Annotated in this window: 16 protein-coding genes; 7 read left to right on the plus strand and 9 right to left on the minus strand. The window is 56.0% G+C overall.

Annotation, left to right across the window (positions count from 1 at the left end; translation table 11 throughout):
• Positions 1-10: 10 nt before the first annotated feature.
• Complete coding sequence (locus tag FHC51_RS10220; RefSeq protein WP_103824024.1) at positions 11-895, minus strand: nucleoside-specific channel-forming protein Tsx; 885 nt, start codon at positions 893-895, stop codon at positions 11-13.
• A 261-nt stretch (positions 896-1156) separates the two neighbouring features.
• Positions 1157-1696, minus strand: coding sequence for a DUF3251 domain-containing protein (locus FHC51_RS10225; RefSeq protein ID WP_103178461.1), 540 nt, complete (start codon positions 1694-1696; stop codon positions 1157-1159).
• A gap of 153 nt (positions 1697-1849) precedes the next feature.
• On the opposite strand from FHC51_RS10225, the gene nrdR reads away from it, so the two are divergent.
• The 5 genes from nrdR to thiL all read left to right on the plus strand — a co-directional run bounded on the left by nrdR (position 1850) and on the right by thiL (position 5459).
• A complete protein-coding gene (nrdR, locus tag FHC51_RS10230) occupies positions 1850-2299 on the plus strand; it encodes a transcriptional regulator NrdR (RefSeq protein ID WP_103178462.1) in 450 nt (149 codons plus the stop codon).
• A 4-nt stretch (positions 2300-2303) separates the two neighbouring features.
• A complete protein-coding gene (gene ribD / locus FHC51_RS10235; RefSeq protein ID WP_220435449.1) occupies positions 2304-3407 on the plus strand; it encodes a bifunctional diaminohydroxyphosphoribosylaminopyrimidine deaminase/5-amino-6-(5-phosphoribosylamino)uracil reductase RibD in 1104 nt (367 codons plus the stop codon).
• A gap of 90 nt (positions 3408-3497) precedes the next feature.
• Positions 3498-3968, plus strand: a complete 471-nt coding sequence (gene ribE, locus FHC51_RS10240) for a 6,7-dimethyl-8-ribityllumazine synthase (RefSeq protein ID WP_039032362.1) — start codon at positions 3498-3500, stop codon at positions 3966-3968.
• Positions 3969-3989: 21 nt separating this feature from the next.
• The gene (gene nusB, locus FHC51_RS10245; protein WP_032616814.1) at positions 3990-4409 is read left to right on the plus strand and encodes a transcription antitermination factor NusB; all 420 of its coding nucleotides are present in this window, start codon (positions 3990-3992) and stop codon (positions 4407-4409) included.
• 78 nt (positions 4410-4487) lie between these two features.
• Positions 4488-5459, plus strand: coding sequence for a thiamine-phosphate kinase (gene thiL / locus FHC51_RS10250; protein ID WP_220435450.1), 972 nt, complete (start codon positions 4488-4490; stop codon positions 5457-5459).
• Between the two features lie 62 nt (positions 5460-5521).
• Here the strand turns inward: thiL and FHC51_RS10255 are convergent, their stop codons facing one another.
• From FHC51_RS10255 to xseB, 4 genes are all read right to left on the minus strand, one after another.
• Positions 5522-6496: an aldo/keto reductase gene (locus FHC51_RS10255; protein ID WP_220435451.1), complete on the minus strand. Its 975-nt coding sequence runs from the start codon at positions 6494-6496 to the stop codon at positions 5522-5524.
• A 65-nt stretch (positions 6497-6561) separates the two neighbouring features.
• Positions 6562-8424 (minus strand): 1-deoxy-D-xylulose-5-phosphate synthase, encoded by a 1863-nt coding sequence (dxs, locus tag FHC51_RS10260; RefSeq protein ID WP_114387789.1) that lies wholly within the window; start codon positions 8422-8424, stop codon positions 6562-6564.
• Positions 8425-8448: 24 nt separating this feature from the next.
• The gene (gene ispA, locus FHC51_RS10265) at positions 8449-9348 is read right to left on the minus strand and encodes a (2E,6E)-farnesyl diphosphate synthase (RefSeq protein ID WP_103824032.1); all 900 of its coding nucleotides are present in this window, start codon (positions 9346-9348) and stop codon (positions 8449-8451) included.
• Positions 9349-9591: an exodeoxyribonuclease VII small subunit gene (xseB, locus tag FHC51_RS10270; protein WP_103824033.1), complete on the minus strand. Its 243-nt coding sequence runs from the start codon at positions 9589-9591 to the stop codon at positions 9349-9351.
• A gap of 193 nt (positions 9592-9784) precedes the next feature.
• On the opposite strand from xseB, the gene thiI reads away from it, so the two are divergent.
• The gene (gene thiI / locus FHC51_RS10275; protein WP_103824034.1) at positions 9785-11233 is read left to right on the plus strand and encodes a tRNA uracil 4-sulfurtransferase ThiI; all 1449 of its coding nucleotides are present in this window, start codon (positions 9785-9787) and stop codon (positions 11231-11233) included.
• Between the two features lie 83 nt (positions 11234-11316).
• Here thiI and yajL read toward each other — a convergent pair whose 3' ends face one another.
• Together yajL and panE are read right to left on the minus strand one after the other, a co-directional pair.
• Positions 11317-11910, minus strand: a complete 594-nt coding sequence (yajL, locus tag FHC51_RS10280) for a protein deglycase YajL (protein ID WP_103824035.1) — start codon at positions 11908-11910, stop codon at positions 11317-11319.
• Entirely contained in the window at positions 11873-12784 is a 912-nt protein-coding gene (gene panE, locus FHC51_RS10285) for a 2-dehydropantoate 2-reductase (protein ID WP_156237925.1), read from the minus strand. Before panE ends, yajL begins: the two co-directional genes overlap by 38 nt.
• Before the next feature lie 129 nt (positions 12785-12913).
• Here panE and FHC51_RS10290 point away from each other — a divergent pair, with 129 nt between their 5' ends.
• Positions 12914-13405 carry a YajQ family cyclic di-GMP-binding protein gene (locus FHC51_RS10290; RefSeq protein ID WP_103178471.1) on the plus strand — a complete coding sequence of 164 codons (492 nt, stop codon included), beginning with the start codon at positions 12914-12916 and terminating at the stop codon, positions 13403-13405.
• Between the two features lie 29 nt (positions 13406-13434).
• Here the strand turns inward: FHC51_RS10290 and FHC51_RS10295 are convergent, their stop codons facing one another.
• Positions 13435-14796, minus strand: a complete 1362-nt coding sequence (locus FHC51_RS10295) for an MFS transporter (RefSeq protein WP_220435452.1) — start codon at positions 14794-14796, stop codon at positions 13435-13437.
• Positions 14797-15058 lie beyond the last annotated feature (262 nt).

The raw sequence follows: 15058 nt of genomic DNA on the forward strand, positions 1-15058 counted from the left end.
CTGGAACAGATCAGAAGTTGTAACCCACAACCAGGTAACCACCCCAGCCGGTAGAACGAACACTGAAGTCACCGTCGCCGAAGTTCAGGCTTGCGTCGTCGTTCCACTGACCACCGTTGTGCCAGTAACGGGCAACAACAGAGTAGTGCCAGTGATCGTAGTTCAGCGCCAGAATGTGGCTGGAGGCGATAGAGTCGTTGGTGCGCGCTTTCTTACCGTTCAGGTCACGGAAATCGTTGTCGCCCAGATCTGAACCCCAGTCAAAGTTGGTGAAGCCGATATAGCTCAGGTTACCGCCCCACAGCTGGGTGATTGGCACGAAGTATTTCACTTTGAAACGGTAGCCATCCCACTCGTTTTCGTTCGCCGCGCCATAGTTCTGCCACTGGTATTTCGCATAGACGTTCATGGACAGGCTCATCGGCAGACCGGTGTCAATGTCAGTACCCAGACCCATGTACCAGGTGCTCTGGCGACCGGACTTGTTGCGACCCATGTCGTAGATGTAGTTGTTCGCGAAGTACCACTCTTTGAACGGACCAAACGCCAGGCTGGTGCCGGTCAGCTTGTCGATAGAGAAGCGTGGTTCGATCTCCATGAACAGTGGGGAACCGTGGTTCCAGATACCTTTGGCGTCAGTGTTACCGCCGAAGAAGACCGGCGCATCCATGTAACCATAGAAATCAAACCAGTCTTTCTTGGCAAACGCTTCGTATTCCAGGTAGGTATCGTTGCGGATCTGCGGTCCAAAACGGGTGTGATAGCTGCCGACGACGTTAACGCTCTGGTGCCACCAGTCGGAGACGTACTCTGGTTTATCATTCTCCGCTGCCTGCACAGAGAACGTAGAAGAGAGCGCCAGGACTGCACCGGCTGCGAGTAATGTTTTTTTCATAATAATGCCACTGATTTGAAATCCCTGACGGGAGTGAAAAAGGCGCGAATTGCGTTTCTAAATATTTCGTGTTTCTGGGAGCCTATTATAGGAATCCTTGCTCACAAAAATATGTGTTGTTTCACAGTTCTCTCACATACGTAATCGATTGCGTTCACGTTTGCGTATTTTTAACGGAGCGGATTGTAATAGCAAACATTTCTGTTGCCAATGTTTGTAACCAAAGAAGGGAGCGGAACGCGAACACGTTCCGCAGGGGGATTATTGCGCGACGGGCTGAATATCGTGGATGCGGATAAAGCCGAGCTGATCGGGCGTCATGCCGTTTAGCTGCAGTGGAATATCAACATCGCTGGGTGCCAGAACGCTGGCCGGGGCATTAATGAGCTGGGTCTGAACGTTCAGCTCCTGGAAGCTGTCGGTCGTGCCCTGAATCTGGCCCCACTCTACGGTGGCGCTAAATGCTGGCAGCGGATCGTTGGATTCACCCTGGATGCGCAGCGTGGCCCGGGTGCCATCGGCATTAGGCGCAACATTCATCAGCGACATACGCAGCGTGCCGATCTGACTGTTCAGTCGGGCAGGGGTGTTTGACCCTGGCAGCAGATAGACGCCGCTGGTCGATTTGGCGTTCAGCGCATTCTGCTGGGTGATTTTGACGGTTTCCTGGTTCAGCTTGTTCATGGTCGTATTCAGCGAACTGATGCTCTGGTTCATCTGACGAACTTCGCTTTGCTGCGCGCAGGCGCTGAGGCTAAAGAGGCTTCCCACCAGCAGGATCCTCAGGTAACGTCTTGTCATGGCAATTATTTCCCTGAAATATCGGATTCTGCTAAGGGTAGTCAACGATGCAGGCGTTCGTATAGATCCTTTATCTCAAAAACGCTCCTTCTTTGTTGTGAGGCCAGTTCGGGGTAAAATAGAGTTCAGTCAACCCGATAGTCAGGACACCGTATGCATTGCCCATTCTGTCTCGCCGTGGATACCAAAGTAATCGACTCCCGACTCGTGGGAGAGGGCTCGTCCGTGCGCCGCCGTCGGCAGTGCCTGGTGTGTAACGAACGTTTCACCACCTTTGAGGTGGCAGAGCTGGTGATGCCGCGTGTGGTGAAAAGTAACGACATCCGCGAACCGTTCAACGAAGAAAAACTGCGCAGCGGGATGCTTAAGGCACTGGAAAAACGGCCAGTGAGCGCAGATGACGTTGAAATGGCGCTTAATCACATCAAAACCCAGCTGCGCGCTACCGGCGAACGCGAAGTGCCGAGTAAAATGATCGGCAACCTGGTGATGGAGCAGCTCAAAAAGCTCGATAAAGTTGCCTATATCCGCTTTGCTTCCGTATATCGCAGTTTCGAAGATATCAAAGAGTTCGGCGAAGAGATCGCCCGCCTACAGGATTAAGCCCATGCTGGATGAGATTTACATGGCGCGAGCGCTCAAGCTGGCGCAACGCGGGCGTTTTACCACCCATCCCAATCCAAATGTCGGCTGCGTCATTGTGAAGGATGGCGAGATCGTCGGGGAAGGTTTTCACTACCGTGCCGGTGAGCCGCATGCCGAAGTGCATGCCCTGCGCATGGCAGGCGAGAAGGCGCGGGGCGCAACCGCCTACGTCACGCTGGAGCCTTGTAGCCATCATGGCCGAACCCCACCCTGCTGCGATGCCCTGATTGCCGCTGGCGTTTCACGGGTTGTGGCGGCGATGCAGGATCCTAATCCGCAGGTAGCCGGGCGCGGTCTGTACCGCCTTCAGGAGGCTGGGATTGAGGTCAGCCACGGCCTGATGATGAGTGAAGCCGAACGCCTGAATAAAGGTTTTCTCAAGCGGATGCGGACCGGTTTCCCTTACGTGCAGTTGAAACTTGGCGCGTCGCTGGATGGCCGCACGGCAATGGCCAGCGGTGAAAGCCAGTGGATCACCTCCCCACAGGCAAGGCGCGATGTGCAACGTCTGCGTGCGCAAAGCCATGCTATCCTCACCACGCATGCCACCGTGCTGGCCGACGATCCTGCCCTGACCGTGCGCTGGTATGAGCTAAACGCGGATACTCAGGCACTCTATCCGCAAGAGAATTTACGCCAGCCGCTGCGGATTGTGGTCGACCGGCAGAATCTTGTTACCCCTGAGCACCGCATTGTGCAGCAGCCAGGTGAGACCTGGTTTGCCCGCACTCAGGAAGATGCGCGCAACTGGCCGGAAGGCGTGCGCAGCATTCTGGTGCCGGAGCATAAAGGACATCTCGATTTAGTGGTGCTGATGATGCTGCTGGGCAAACAGCAGATCAACAGCATCTGGGTCGAAGCTGGCCCGACGCTTGCCGGGGCGCTGTTGCAGGCGGGGCTGGTGGACGAGCTGATCGTCTATCTTGCGCCTAAACTGTTAGGCAGCGACGCGCGCGGCCTGTGCGCCTTGCCAGGGCTGGAAAAACTGGCGGATGCACCGGCATTTAGCTTCAGCGAAATACGTCCGGTTGGGCCGGATGTCTGTCTTCACCTGACCACCGCGTAAGGCTTGCCTAAATAGGGAAGCAGTGCGCAAAATATTATGATAAAATCCGCCCCCCTGCGGGGCCACCAAATGAACCCGTTAAGGAAGAGTATGAACATTATTGAAGCAGCCGTTGCTACCCCGGACGCTCGCGTCGCCATCACCATTGCGCGTTTCAACAACTTCATCAACGACAGCCTGCTGGATGGCGCGATTGACGCCCTGAAACGTATCGGCCAGGTGAAAGACGAAAACATTACCGTTGTCTGGGTTCCGGGTGCTTACGAACTGCCACTGGCAGCGGGCGCACTGGCGAAAACCGGCAAATACGATGCGGTAATCGCACTGGGTACGGTGATTCGTGGCGGTACCGCGCACTTTGAATATGTTGCGGGTGGCGCAAGCAACGGTCTGGCGCACGTGGCGCAGGATGCAGAAATTCCTGTCGCGTTCGGCGTACTCACCACTGAAAGTATTGAACAAGCCATCGAACGTGCTGGCACCAAAGCCGGTAACAAAGGTGCAGAAGCTGCACTGACCGCGCTTGAAATGATCAATGTATTGAAAGCCATTAAGGCCTGATTTTTTTGTAAGGGGAATTCCGTGAAACCTGCTGCTCGTCGCCGCGCCCGTGAATGTGCCGTTCAGGCACTTTACTCCTGGCAGTTGTCCCAGAACGACATCGCTGATGTTGAATACCAGTTCCTGGCGGAACAAGACGTCAAAGACGTTGACGTCGTGTACTTCCGTGAACTGCTGTCGGGAGTGGCGACTAATAGCGCGTATCTCGACGGTCTGATGAAGCCGTACCTCTCCCGTCTGCTCGAAGAGCTGGGTCAGGTTGAAAAAGCGGTGCTGCGTATCGCACTGTTTGAGTTGTCTAAACGTGACGATGTGCCTTACAAAGTGGCCATCAACGAAGCGATCGAACTGGCGAAAACCTTCGGTGCTGAAGACAGCCACAAATTTGTGAATGGCGTGCTGGATAAAGCTGCACCTGCGATCCGTCCCCGTAAAAAGTGATCCGCAAGCCGGAGTGTCGTACTGCCTTTGGGTGGTGCGGGCTCCGGTTTTTTTATTTTCTTTGCTGAGGCATAACGTATGGCATGTGGCGAATTTTCCCTGATTGCCCGTTATTTTGACCGAGTCAGAAGCTCGCGTCGCGATGTGGAAACCGGCATCGGCGACGACTGTGCACTTCTCCACATCCCCGAAAAACAGACGCTGGCGATTAGCACCGACACCCTGGTGTGCGGTAACCATTTCCTGCCGGATATCGATCCTGCCGATCTGGCGTACAAAGCGCTGGCGGTAAACGTGAGCGATCTGGCGGCAATGGGGGCCGATCCGGCGTGGTTAACCCTGGCGCTGACCCTGCCAGAGGTCGATGAAAGCTGGCTTGAAGCCTTCAGCGACGCGCTGTTTGAGCAGCTTAACTACTACGATATGCAGCTGATCGGCGGCGACACGACCGCCGGGCCGCTGTCGATGACCCTGGCGATCCACGGTTACGTACCAGCAGGCCGCGCGCTGAAACGCGCTGGCGCGAAGCCGGGCGACTGGATTTATGTCACCGGTACGCCGGGTGACAGCGCGGCAGGGCTGGCGATTTTGCAGAAGCGCCTGATGGTGGAAAACGCCGATGACGCGGCCTATTTCGTGCAACGCCATTTGCGCCCGACACCGCGTATTCTGCACGGTCAGGCGCTGCGCGATCGCGCCAGTTCAGCTATCGATCTCTCCGATGGCCTGATCTCCGATCTGGGGCATATCCTGAAAGCCAGCGGCGTGGGCGCGCGGATCGATCTCGATCTCTTCCCGCTCTCTGAGGCGATGCGCAGGCATGTGGAGCCAGAGCAGGCGCTGCGTTGGGCGCTCTCCGGCGGGGAAGATTATGAGCTGTGCTTTACCGTACCCGAGCTGAACCGCGGCACGCTGGATGTGGCGTTAGCCAATCTGGGGGCTGGGTTTACCTGTATCGGCCAGATTATGCCGGAGAGCGAAGGGCTGCAATTTGTGCAGAACGGCGAGCCAGTGACGCTCGACTGGAAAGGTTACGACCACTTCGCATAGTTCTGTGCGGCTTGTATTGCCGGGTGGCGCTGCGCTTACCCGGCCTACAAATGCGTTCACATCTATTTAAAACCCACCACCGGATGCTCTTTGTACGGCGTCTCCAGCTCGGCAATCTGCTCCGGCGTCAGGGTGATATCCACGGCGTTGATCAGCTCATCCAGCTGCTCTTCCCGCGAGGCACCGATAATCGGTGCGGCAACGCCCCGTTTGCTCAGCACCCATGCCAACGCCACCTGGGCGCGCGTCACGCCAAGATCCTCGGCAACGCCCGTTAAGCGCTCAGCGATTTGCGCGTTGTTGGCCTCGGTTTCGTCATACAGCGTTTTGCCAAATTCGTCGGACACCGAGCGGGCAGTGGTTTCGCCCCACGGACGGGTTAAACGCCCGCGCGCCAGCGGACTCCATGGGATCACCGCCACGCCATGCTGGTAGCAGAGGGGCAGCATCTCCCGCTCTTCTTCGCGGTAGATAAGATTGTAGTGATCCTGCATGGTGACGAACGGCGCCCAGCCGTGCTGTTCCTGTAGTGCCAGCGCTTCGGCAAACTGCGCGGCATGCATCGACGAAGCGCCGATATAGCGCGCTTTGCCTGCCCTGACCACGTCGTTCAACGCTTCCAGCGTCTCTTCAATCGGGGTGTTGTAATCCCAGCGGTGGATTTGCAGCAGGTCGACATACTCCATGTTCAGGCGGCGCAGGCTGTCATCAATGGAGCGCAGGATCTGCGCCCGGGAGAGGCCTTCCGGCAGATCGCCTACCTGATGGTAAACCTTGGTGGCAACCACCACCTCCTCGCGGCGGGCAAAATCGCGCAGCGCCCGGCCAATAATCTCTTCGCTGCTGCCGTCGGAGTAGCTGTTGGCGGTATCAAAGAAGTTAATGCCGCCTTCGAGGGCGTGTTTGATGATCGGACGGCTGCTCTCTTCCGGCAACGTCCAGGCGTGTTTACCCCGGTCCGGTTCACCAAAGGTCATGCAGCCCAGGCAAAGACGGGAAACCTTAAGATCCGTTTTTCCTAATGTATTGTATTGCATGGTTCCACTCCTGCTGTTTGCTTAAAACGTACCGTTAAGCATAGCAGGAGCGGAAAGGGGAGGGATTACGCCAGCCAGGCGGCGATGCGCGCTTCGATACCTGCGGCATCCAGGCCGATTTCGGCGCGTGCTTCGTCCTGGGTGCCCTGCGGAATAAAGTGATCCGGCAGGCCGAGGTTCAGAACAGGTACAACTTTACGCTTCGCCATCAGCACTTCGTTCACGCCGCTGCCCGCGCCACCCATAATCGCATTCTCTTCGAGTGTGATCAGCGCTTCGTGCTCAGATGCCATCTCCAGGATCAGCGCCTCATCGAGCGGTTTCACAAAGCGCATATCCACCAGCGTCGCGTTGAGGGATTCCGCCACTTTTGCCGCTTCCGGCATCAGCGTACCGAAGTTGAGGATCGCCAGCTTTTCACCGCGACGCTTAACCACGCCTTTACCAATCGGCAGTTTTGCCAGCGGCTCGAGAGTAACGCCAACCGCGTTACCGCGCGGATAACGCACGGCCGTTGGGCCATCCTGATAGTGATAGCCGGTGAACAGCATCTGACGGCACTCGTTCTCGTCGCTCGGGGTCATCACCACCATATCCGGGATACAGCGCAAGAAGGAGAGATCGAACGCCCCCTGGTGCGTCTGGCCGTCGGCACCGACAATGCCCGCCCGGTCAATGGCGAATAGCACCGGCAGTTTCTGGATCGCGACGTCGTGGATCACCTGATCGTAGGCGCGTTGCAGGAAGGTGGAGTAAATCGCCACCACCGGTTTGTAACCGCCAATCGCCAGGCCCGCGGCAAAGGTCACCGCATGTTGTTCGGCAATGGCGACATCAAAATACTGGGTAGGGTATTTGCGGGAAAACTCGACCATGCCGGAGCCTTCGCGCATCGCCGGGGTCACAGCCATCAGCTTGCTGTCTTTGGCGGCGGTTTCGCACAGCCAGTCACCGAAGATTTTCGAATAGCTCGGCATGCCGCCGCTGCTTTTTGGCAGGCAGCCGCTGGTATGGTCGAACTTAGGTACCGCGTGGAAAGTGATCGGATCTTTTTCCGCCGGTTCATAACCACGACCTTTTTTGGTCATGATATGCAGGAATTGCGGGCCTTTCAGGTCGCGCATGTTTTTCAGCGTGGAGACCAGTCCCAGTACGTCATGCCCGTCTACCGGGCCGATGTAGTTAAAGCCCAGCTCCTCAAACAGCGTGCCGGGAACCACCATGCCTTTGATGTGCTCTTCGGTGCGCTTCAGCAGCTCTTTAATGGGGGGCACGCCGGAGAGCACTTTTTTGCCGCCTTCACGCAGGGTGGAGTAGAGCTTGCCGGAGAGCAGATTCGCCAGGTGGTTGTTCAGCGCCCCGACATTTTCAGAAATCGACATCTCGTTGTCATTGAGGATAACCAGCATGTCTGGTTTGATATCACCCGCGTGGTTCATCGCCTCAAAGGCCATCCCGGCAGTGATCGCGCCATCGCCAATGACGCAGACGGTGCGGCGCTGTTTGCCCTCTTTAGCCGCCGCGACCGCTACCCCGATCCCGGCAGAAATCGAGGTGGAGGAGTGGCCGACGCTCAGCACGTCGTACTCGCTTTCGCCCCGCCACGGGAACGGATGCAGGCCGCCTTTCTGGCGAATCGTGCCAATTTTATCGCGGCGGCCGGTAAGAATTTTGTGCGGATAAGCCTGATGGCCTACGTCCCAGATCAGCTGATCGAACGGGGTGTTGTAGACATAATGCAGCGCCACGGTGAGCTCCACCGTGCCAAGCCCGGAGGCGAAATGGCCGCTGGAGCGGCTTACGCTGTCGAGCAGATAGCGACGCAGTTCGTCGCACAGCTTCGGCAGGCTCTCTTTCGGCAACAGACGTAACTCCTGGGTGGAGTCAACCAACGCCAGTGTCGGGTATTTGGCAATATCAAAACTCATCAGAGACTCATCGTGGTTTTTTCGTTATTTATCACGCTGGATTATATAGTCCGCTAGCGCTTCCAGTGCCGAGGTATCCAGTGACTGCGCAGCCAGTTGCTCAAGCGACTGACGGGCATCCGCAATCAGGTCCCGGGCTTTTTGTCGGGCTTGCTCAAGGCCCAGAAGGGCGGGATAGGTACTTTTGCCAAGCTGCTGATCGGCACCCTGACGTTTACCCAATGTTGCAGTATCGCCCACGACATCCAGAATGTCATCCTGAACCTGGAACGCTAAACCGATACTTTCTGCGTAGCGATCCAGAATCGGCAAGGCTTCGCGTCCTCGCTCACCCGCGCTCAGCGCCCCCAGACGAACGGCGGCGCGAATCAGTGCCCCGGTCTTGTGACGATGAATGCGCTCCAGCTGTTCCAGATTAACCTGACGGCCTTCCGCCTCCAGATCCAGCGCCTGACCGCCGCACATACCGGCAACGCCGCTGGCCATTGCCAGCTCCGAAACCATCGCCAGACGGTCGCGATCCGCCACTTCCACCATCGGTGCATCGCTCAGGATCGAAAACGCCAGCGTTTGCAGGGCATCGCCTGCCAGAATGGCATTCGCTTCGCCAAACTTAATATGGCAGGTCGGTTGTCCGCGGCGCAGATCGTCGTCGTCCATTGCCGGGAGATCGTCATGGATCAGCGAATAGGCATGAACACACTCCACCGCAGCGGCCGGGGCATCCAGCGTATCCAGACTGATCCCGAACATTCTGCCGGTGGCATAGACCAGAAAAGGACGCAGGCGCTTACCGCCTAACAGTGCGCCATAATGCATGGCCTCAACCAGTGGAGTGTTCTGAAAAGGCTGTGGTTCTATAAAACGGCGCAGTGCGTCGTTAGCTCGCTCGACACACGCCTGAAGCTGGTTCGAAAAATCCATCTACTCGGCATCCGGGGTGAAGGGTGTGGTGGCAGCGTTTTCGTTGTCGGAGAGCAGGATCTGCACGCGCTGTTCCGCCTGTTGCAGCTTTACCTGGCCCTGGCGCGCCAGCTGCACGCCGCGTTCGAATTCATTAAGCGCCTCTTCTAACGGCAGGTCGCCGCTTTCCAGACGGGTAACGATTTGCTCCAGTTCACTCAGCGCAGTTTCGAAACTGGCAGGTGCATCGTTTTTCTTCGGCATAGTGAATGTCTGACTCTCAGTTTTTTATCCCTGATATGGTATCGGACTCAGGGTAATTATCAAATAACGCGCAATGTGCACAGGAGGCGCCTGATGGTGGTATACTTGCGCGCCTGGAAGCAGCCTTCGGTTAAAGGGGCTGCTGTACTTTTCCATTACAAGCTTAAATGCTTGCCAAAGAAACATTGCCGCCATGAAGTTTATCATTAAATTGTTCCCGGAAATCACCATCAAAAGCCAATCTGTGCGTTTGCGCTTTATTAAAATTTTAACCGGGAACATTCGTAACGTTCTGAAGCACTACGACGAGACCCTTGCCGTTGTGCGTCACTGGGATCATGTTGAAGTCCGCGCTAAAGATGAAAACAAGCGCCTGGACATTCGTGATGCCTTAACCCGCATCCCGGGGATCCACCATATTCTGGAAGTGGAAGATGTTCCATTCACTTCCCTGCACGACATCTTCGAAAAAGCGCTGGCGCAGTATCGCGATCAGATCGAAGGCAAAACTTTCTGCGTACGCGCCAAGCGTCGCGGTAAACATGAGTTTAGCTCGATTGAAGTAGAACGTTACGTGGGTGGCGGTCTGAATCAGCACGTTGAATCTGCGCGCGTACGTCTGACCAACCCGGAAGTGACCGTGCATCTGGAAATCGAAAACGACCGTCTGCTGCTGATTAAAGGGCGCTATGAAGGGATTGGCGGTTTCCCGATTGGCACCCAGGAAGATGTACTGTCGCTTATTTCTGGCGGTTTTGACTCCGGCGTTTCCAGCTATATGCTGATGCGTCGCGGCTGCCGCGTACACTACTGCTTCTTTAACCTTGGCGGCGCTGCCCATGAAATTGGCGTGCGTCAGGTTGCGCACTATCTCTGGAACCGTTTCGGCAGCTCCCACCGCGTGCGTTTTGTCGCGATTAACTTTGAACCTGTGGTGGGTGAAATCCTCGAGAAAGTGGATGACGGCCAGATGGGTGTGGTGCTGAAGCGCATGATGGTGCGTGCGGCCTCGAAAGTCGCTGAGCGTTACGGTGTACAGGCGCTGGTGACCGGCGAAGCGCTGGGTCAGGTCTCCAGCCAGACCCTGACCAACCTGCGTCTGATCGACAACGTGTCGGATACGCTGATCCTGCGTCCGCTGATCTCTCACGATAAAGAGCACATCATCGACCTGGCGCGTGAGATCGGTACCGAAGACTTTGCCCGCACCATGCCAGAATATTGCGGCGTGATCTCGAAGAGCCCAACCGTAAAAGCGGTGAAGGCGAAGATCGAAGCGGAAGAAGAGAACTTCGATTTCTCCATTCTTGATAAAGTGGTGGAGGAAGCCTCTAACATCGATATCCGCGAAATCGCCCAGCAGACCGAGCAGGAAGTCGTCGAAGTGGAGACCGTTAACGGTTTCGGCCCGGATGACGTGCTGCTGGATATCCGCTCCGTTGATGAGCAGGATGCGAAGCCGTTTGAGCCGGAGGGAGTGGAAGTGGCCTCACTGCCGTTCTACAAGCTGAGCACCAAATTTGGCGATCTCGATAAGAGCAAAACCTATCTGCTGTGGTGTGAGCGCGGGGTGATGAGCCGTCTGCAGGCGCTCTATCTGCGCGAGCAGGGCTTTACCAATGTGAAGGTGTATCGCCCGTAGTGGTTGTGCCGGGTGGCGGCTACGCCTTACCCGGCCTACTCGTGCTTTGTAGGCCCGGCAAGCGTAGCGCCGCCGGGCAATTTCTACGCTTCGTAATAATTATAAATTCCCGCCGCCATCACCAGCGATGAGGCCACTTCATAGGCTTTTTCGCGCCCGACCAGCAGCTCAATAATCTTCAGCGCAAAATCAATCGCCGTACCTGGCCCCTGGCTGGTGAGCAGGTTGACGCGCGGATCCCAGACCATACGTTTGTCCACCCATTGCTCTTCGGGAATGCGATCTTTCAGCGTCGGGAAACCGGTCATGTTGCCAATCGGGAAGATATTGTGCGGAACCAGCACCGTAGCCGCCGCCGCGCAAATGGCCGCGACGATCCGCCCGGAATGGTGAAACTGCCTGACCGTCTCGACCAGCAGCGGGCTGTCGCGGAAACACTCGGCGCCCTTCAGGCCACCCGGCAGGACAATAACGTCGTAATCACCGTCGGCGACTTCCACCAGCGGTGCATCTGCCACAATCTTCACCCCACGAGAGCAGGTAATAACCAGGTTGCCATCGCTGGCGACGCTTGCCGTTGTGACGCTAATCCCGGCGCGAACCAGCAGATCGATGGTGGTGACCGCTTCGGTCTCTTCGCTACCAGGGGCGAGGCATACCAGTGCCGACGCGCTCATACTCACTCTCCTTACGTTTAACCTGTTCATACAGCCGGACATTTTCTGGCACGCTGATACCGTGCGCCCGGGCGCGTTTTAGCAGGTAACCGGTAATATAGTCAATTTCAGTATGGCGAAGAGCGCGGATATCCTGCAGCATCGAGGAGATATTCTGCGCCGTACTCTCAATGACCTCTTCGACGTAATAGCGAATGTCCTCTTCCGAGGTGTGAATGCCTTCCCGCTCCACCACGGCAGCCACCTCAGCGCACAGGGTTGCCACCTCCTCAGGGTGATGTTTAAGCTCACCGTTCGGGCAATTCAGCAGGGCAGTCAGCGGATTGATCACGCAGTTTACCGCCAGCTTGCGCCACATCTGTGGGCGAATGTTATCGTGCCAGGCGACATCCGGCAGCACCTGCTGAAAGCGATCCGCCAGATAACTGTAGTCGCCCGCCTGGTCTCGGGCAGGGCCGATATGCGTCATGCCGCTGGCGACATGAACAATCACATTGCCATCCCGGCGAGCAGCATGGGTGGTGATTGCCATCAGCAGCGGCTGGTGAATGTGTCTGAGCTCTTCAATGGTGCCCATGCCATTGTGTAATAACATGATCGGAGAGGTGCGGGGGAGGGTGGTTGCCAGCGCCCGGACCGCATCGGAAACCTGCCAGGCTTTCAGGGTGACCAGCAGCAGATCGCTTTGCGCCAGAAAATCAGGATCGTTAGCGATAAGAGATTCGTTAAAGATACTCCCATCTTCTTCAATCACGTTTACACTGCAATAGGGCTGTGGCACGCGCAGCCAGCCCTGTACTTCATGCCCATGTTTGCAAAGTGCGGTGAGCCAAAGTTGTCCCAATGCCCCGCATCCGAGCACGGTAATTTTCATCGTTCCTCCTCACCTGCAACTGCGCCAGGTGTTACAGCATTTAGTATAGCGTCGACAACTAAGCTTCTGTTGAGTTATGCCTCGTAGCGGGTATTATGCAACGCAACAAAAGTGAAGGGAGAAGAAAAGATGCCATCTTTCGATATTGTTTCCGAAGTTGATATCCAGGAAGTACGTAACGGCGTGGACAACGCCAGCCGCGAGGTTGAGTCTCGCTTCGATTTTCGTGGCGTTGAGGCTTCATTTGAGCTGAATGACGCAAATAAGACGATTAAAGTGCTGAGTGAGTCTGATTTCCAGGTGAATCAGCTGCTGGATATCCTGCGTGCCAAGCTGCTGAAGCGCGGCATTGAGGGGACGTCTCTGGATGTACCGGAAGATTTTGTCCACAGCGGTAAAACCTGGTTTGTTGAAGCCAAACTGAAGCAGGGCATTGAGAGCGCGGTTCAGAAGAAGATCGTTAAGCTCATCAAAGACAGCAAGCTGAAGGTGCAGGCGCAGATTCAGGGCGAAGAGATTCGTGTAACCGGGAAATCCCGCGACGATCTGCAGAGCGTGATGGCGCTGGTACGCGGCGGCGATCTCGGCCAGCCGTTCCAGTTCAAGAACTTCCGCGATTAAGAAAATGCCCGGCTTAGCCGGGCATTTTTTCAGGCTCTCAGTGCCTGTTCAACTTCGAAGCGGTTTGTCACTTTACTGTCGATTTTGACATACAAACTGCGCTCCTCAGGCACCAGTAATACCTCACTGACACCCTCTTTGGCTTCAAGTCGCTGTTTTAAAACATCGCTGATATTCACATCAGACGGAATTTCCACCCGCAGGCTGCTGACATACTTCGGTTCTTTCATGGTGCTGGCGACCAGCAGCCAGAGCGTTGCCAGCAGCGCGCCCGCCAGGAAAACGGTTTGCGAATCGAACATGCCATCGACCCAGCCCCCCAGAGAGCCGCCAATTGCCACACCGATAAACTGGCTGGTGGAGTAGATCCCCATTGCCGTACCTTTATAGCCTGCCGGGGATTCTTTACTGATCAGGGACGGCAGCAGGGCTTCCATCAGGTTGAACGCAAGGAAGAACAGCTGCACACCTGCAACCAGCTCCCAGAAGTGCGGGCCTGAGCCCCACAACACAATTTCCGCAATCAACAACAGGGCGACGCAGGTGATAAAGACGCGCTTCATCCGGCGCTTCACTTCGGCATAAATAATAAACGGCACCACGGAGACAAACGAGATGAGCATGGTCACCAGGTAGATTTTCCAGTGCTCGGCTGCGGGGAAACCCGCTGCGGCAAGCTGGCCGGGGAGGGCGACGAAGGTGGACATTAGCAAAATGTGCAGGCACATAATGCCGAAGTTCAGCTTCAGCAGGCGCGGCTCAACCAGCACTTTGCTGAAGCAGCCCTTAACCATTCCCGATTCGCGGTTCAGCACATGGTTTTTGCTGTCCGGCACTATCCATATCGTCAGGGCGATACCCAGCGTTGCCAGGACGGCAATCATCCAGAACAAGGCATGTAGCCCAAGAGCATGAGTGATGATCGGGCCCAGCACCATGGCGATGGCAAAGGTCACGCCGAAGCTCACGCCAATAAAGGCCATCGCTTTGGTGCGGTTCTGTTCACGGGTCAGATCGGACAGGAGCGCCATCACGGCGGCGGCGATGGCACCGGAGCCCTGCAACGCGCGACCGAGAATAATGCCCCAGATAGAGTGGGAGAGGGCGGCAATCACGCTACCGGCGACAAACACCAGCAGCCCGCCGACGATTAACGGTTTGCGGCCGACGCGATCGGAGAGCAGGCCAAAGGGGATCTGAAATATTGCCTGCGCAAGGCCGTAAATGCCGATGGCAAGGCCAATCAACGCCTCGCTTGCGCCCTGTAACGCCATGCCGTATGTCGTCAGGACTGGCAGAACCATAAACATGCCGAGCATGCGCAGTGAAAAAACCGTCCCCAAACCCCAGGTAGCGCGTAGCTCGCCCGGCGTCATTTTGTAGTCGTTCATTACCACCTCTGTCTAAAAAGCGCGTCCAGTGTAGTCTGAGAGCGGGACGGGGTAAACAGAGCGATGATAAACAATTATTTCTGGAGTTAATGATTCGTGCGATTAAACCGGGGGCAGGGTGATTAATTTTTTTCTATCACGTTAATAGAGAGAGGAACGGTAGTTCACGACAAAAAAAGCACTAATAATTATAAAAAAATAAAAGGAGATTTAATAAATTCAAAAGTCTAGAGTCAGGGGCAAAGCCCCTGACTCTATATTC

The sequence above is a fragment of the Leclercia sp. EC_58 genome, from assembly GCF_019584355.1.
Taxonomy (GTDB): domain Bacteria; phylum Pseudomonadota; class Gammaproteobacteria; order Enterobacterales; family Enterobacteriaceae; genus Enterobacter.